This window comes from Streptomyces capoamus, assembly GCF_014654935.1.
Lineage (GTDB): Bacteria > Actinomycetota > Actinomycetes > Streptomycetales > Streptomycetaceae > Streptomyces > Streptomyces capoamus.
Genome location: NZ_BNBF01000013.1, coordinates 62,783 through 66,317, shown reverse-complemented (window position 1 = coordinate 66,317; position 3,535 = coordinate 62,783). Strand labels below are relative to the sequence as shown.

Sequence of the window (3,535 nt, the reverse complement as noted above, 5' to 3'; positions counted from 1 at the left end):
TCTGGGTCTCCAGTTCGAAGCCGGTGGCGGCCTGCGCCATGAGCACGCCGTAGGTCTCGAAGGGGTAGCGGCCGACCTTGCTCTCCAGCCAGGCGATCTGTTCGGGTGTCCTGGCCAGCCAGGGTTCCAGGGTCTTGCGGTCGCCGGCGGGCACGACGTCGCGCAGGGGCAGCCCGTGCGGGCCCTCGCGGTGCACCACGGCGGAGCGGCCGATGGACACCTGGGCGAGTTCGGTGGCCATGGGGTGCTGGGTGCGGTAGGTCCAGGTGGTGGTGCGGCCGACCCGGTCGGTGCCGGCGGGCAGACCGTTGGCCACGGCCGTGTAGCCGTCCGGCACGGTGATCCGGAAGGTGAACATCGCCTTGTCGGACGGGTGGTCGTTGCACGGGAACACCAGGTGGGCGGCGTCGGCCTGGTTGGCCATGGCGAGGCCGTCGGTGGTGCGCACCCAGCCGCCCTGCTGGTCCTCGCCGTAGACGGGGTCGCTGGTGTGCCGCACGGTGATCCGGGTCCAGCTGCGCTCGGCCAAGGGGTGCTCGGGGGTCACGACCAGGTCCTCGCCGGCGCTGGTGAAGCGCGCGGGACGTCCGTCGACCTCGACCGACCGGACGGTGCCGTGTGCGAAGTCCAGGTTCAGCCGCTCCAGGTCCTCGGTGGTCCAGGCGTCGATGGTGGTGACGGCCTGCAGCGGCTTGTCATGGGTGCCGGGGTAGGTGAGGGAGATGTCGTACGAGGCGACGTCGTAGCCGGGGTTGCCCAGGTACGGGTAGAGCCGGTCGCCGACGCCGAGCGGCTCGGCCGGGGCCGCGGCGGCAAGGAGGCAGACGGAGACGGCGGAGGCGAGCAGGGCCGCCTTCCGGTGCCGGGTGCGGGAGAGCGTGCGCGGGCTCCGGCGCGGGGTGAGCGGGAACCGGGGGCGGGGGGTGAGCGGCATGGACCACCGCTACCAGTGCCCGCCCGCTCCGCTGCGGCGGCGCGCGCCCGGCCCACCCGAACGGGTAGGCCGGGCGCCGCGTCAGGAGGCCGGCGCCTGGTGCTGGGCGCGGCTCACGTCGTACACGCCGGGTACGTCCCGCATGGCGCGCATCAGGACCGGGAGGTGGGCCGCGTCGGGGAGCTGGAGGGTGTAGGTGTGGCGGACCCGCTGCTGGCTCGGCGGCTCGACGGTGGCGGAGACGATCTCGGCGCCCTGGAGGGCGATCGCCTCGGTGAGGTCGGCGAGGAGGTGGGGGCGGCCGAACGATTCGGCGACCAGGGTGACCCGGCATGCGGTGGTGTCCCCCCAGCGCACAACGATCTCCGCGCGCCCCCTGCTCTTCATGTGCGCCACCGTCGCGCATTCCGCGCGGTGCACGGTCACCACTCCCCCGCGTACCGCGAAGCCGGTGATCTCGTCGGGCGGTACGGGCGTACAGCACCCGGCGAGGCGTACGGTGGCGCCCGGCCGGTCGGCGACGACGTCGGCACGCCGGGAGTAGGGGGCGGGGGCGCCGTTCGAGGGGCGCGCGGACGAGGCGGGGGCCGCTCCGGGTCCGGACGGTGCGGCCTGCCCGTCCCGGGCGGGGACCGGGTGGACGGAGTCGGCGGGGGTGCCCGGCTCGGCAGTGGCGGTGCCGCCGCCGGGGTGGGCCGCCAGCCAGCGCTGGATGGCGATGCGGGCGGCCGGGGTGTGGGCGTGCTCCAGCCACTCCCGGGAGGGCTCGGAGGCCGGGTCCTGGCCCATCAGGAGCTGGACGGTGTCACCGTCGCGCAGGACCGTGCTGAGGGTGGCCAGCCGGCCGTTGACGCGGGCGCCGATGCAGGCGTGGGCGTCCTCGCCGTACTGCGCGTAGGCCGCGTCGACGCAGGTGGCACCCTCGGGCAGACCGAGGGCGCCGCCGTCGGGGCGGAACACGGTGATCTCGCGGTCCTGGGCGAGGTCCTCGCGCAGGGTGGACCAGAAGGTGTCGGGGTCGGGGGCGGCCTGCTGCCAGTCCAGGAGGCGGGAGAGCCAGCCGGGACGGGTGGGGTCGGCGCGCTCGCCGTCGGCCGGGGCGCCGGAGGCCACGGCGTCGGAGGCCACGACGCCGCGGACCGGGGCCTTGGAGGCGGCGGAACCGGGGGCGGGGGTCGGGTTGTCCGGTGTGGCGGGGCCCGGGCCGGGTGCGGGGGTGTCCGGTGAGGCGGGGCCGGGCCGGGCGGGGCTGCCGGTGGCGGGGGTGTCACCGGCGGGTGCGCCGGTGACTGATGCGCCGGTGACGGATGCGCCGGTGGCGGATGTGTCGGTGGCGGGTGCATACGGGTTGCCGAGGGCCACGACACCGGCCTCGGCGACCTTGTGCATCTGGTGGGTGCGGATGAGGACTTCGACGACCTGGCCGTCGGGGCGGGCGACGGCCGTGTGCAGCGACTGGTAGAGGTTGAACTTGGGTACGGCGATGAAGTCCTTGAACTCCGAGACCACCGGCGTCATACAGGTGTGCAGTTCGCCGAGGACGCCGTAACAGTCCGCGTCCTCGTTCACCAGCACCAGCAGTCGGCCGAAGTCGGCTCCGCGCAGTTGTCCGCGCTTACGGGACACGCGGTGCACGGAGACGAAGTGCCGCGGGCGGATGAGGACTTCGGCGGGGATACCGGCCTCGCGCAGCACTCCGCGCGTCTCTTCCGCGACCTCGGCGAGGGGATCGCCGGGGCGGGCGGCGTTCTCCGCGATGAGCTCTCTGGTGTGCTCGTACTCCTCGGGGTGGAGGATGGCGAAGACCAGGTCCTCCAGTTCCGTCTTCAGCGCCTGCACACCGAGGCGTTCGGCGAGCGGGATGAGGACGTCGCGCGTGACCTTGGCGATCCGCGCCTGTTTCTCGGGGCGCATCACCCCGAGGGTGCGCATGTTGTGCAGGCGGTCGGCGAGTTTGATCGACATCACCCGCACGTCGTTGCCGGTGGCGACGAGCATCTTGCGGAAGGTCTCCGGCTCGGCGGCGGCTCCGTAGTCGACCTTCTCCAGTTTCGTGACCCCGTCGACCAGGTAACGGACCTCCTCGCCGAACTGTTCCCGCACCTGATCCAGCGTCACCTCGGTGTCCTCGACGGTGTCGTGCAGCAGGGAGGCCGTCAACGTCGTCGTCTCGGCGCCGAGTTCGGCGAGGATCAGGGTGACGGCGAGTGGGTGTGTGATGTACGGCTCGCCGCTCTTGCGTGTCTGTCCGCGGTGCGAGGACTCCGCCAGGACGTAGGCGCGGCGGAGGGGTTCGAGGTCGGCGTCGGGGTGATGGGCCCGGTGCGCCTCCACCACATGGCTGATCGCGTCGGGCAGTCTGCCGCGGCCGGCCGGGCCGAGCAGCGCGGCCCGGCCCAGTCGGCGCAGGTCGATCCGGGGCCGGGACTTCCTGCGCGCCGCTGCGGGCGCCGCGGACGCTGTGAGCGCTTGTGGCGCTGCGGGCGCTACCGGGCCAGCGGTCGCAGGGTTCGTGGCCTCCGCACTCATGGGCACCTCCGGCTCGTGGACCGGCGGACGGAGCCCCAGGGCATGCGCGGCTCAGGGAATGGCGACGTTCCC

General features: G+C 73.6%; 2 protein-coding genes. Both read right to left on the bottom strand.

Annotated elements, in window-relative coordinates; translation table 11 throughout:
- Positions 1-934: gluzincin family metallopeptidase (locus IE312_RS41130; protein ID WP_502266981.1), on the bottom strand; the 934-nt coding region annotated here is incomplete at its 3' end.
- Positions 935-1,015: 81 nt separating this feature from the next.
- Entirely contained in the window at positions 1,016-3,463 is a 2,448-nt protein-coding gene (locus IE312_RS21035; protein ID WP_189983903.1) for a RelA/SpoT family protein, read from the bottom strand.
- Positions 3,464-3,535: the final 72 nt, after the last annotated feature.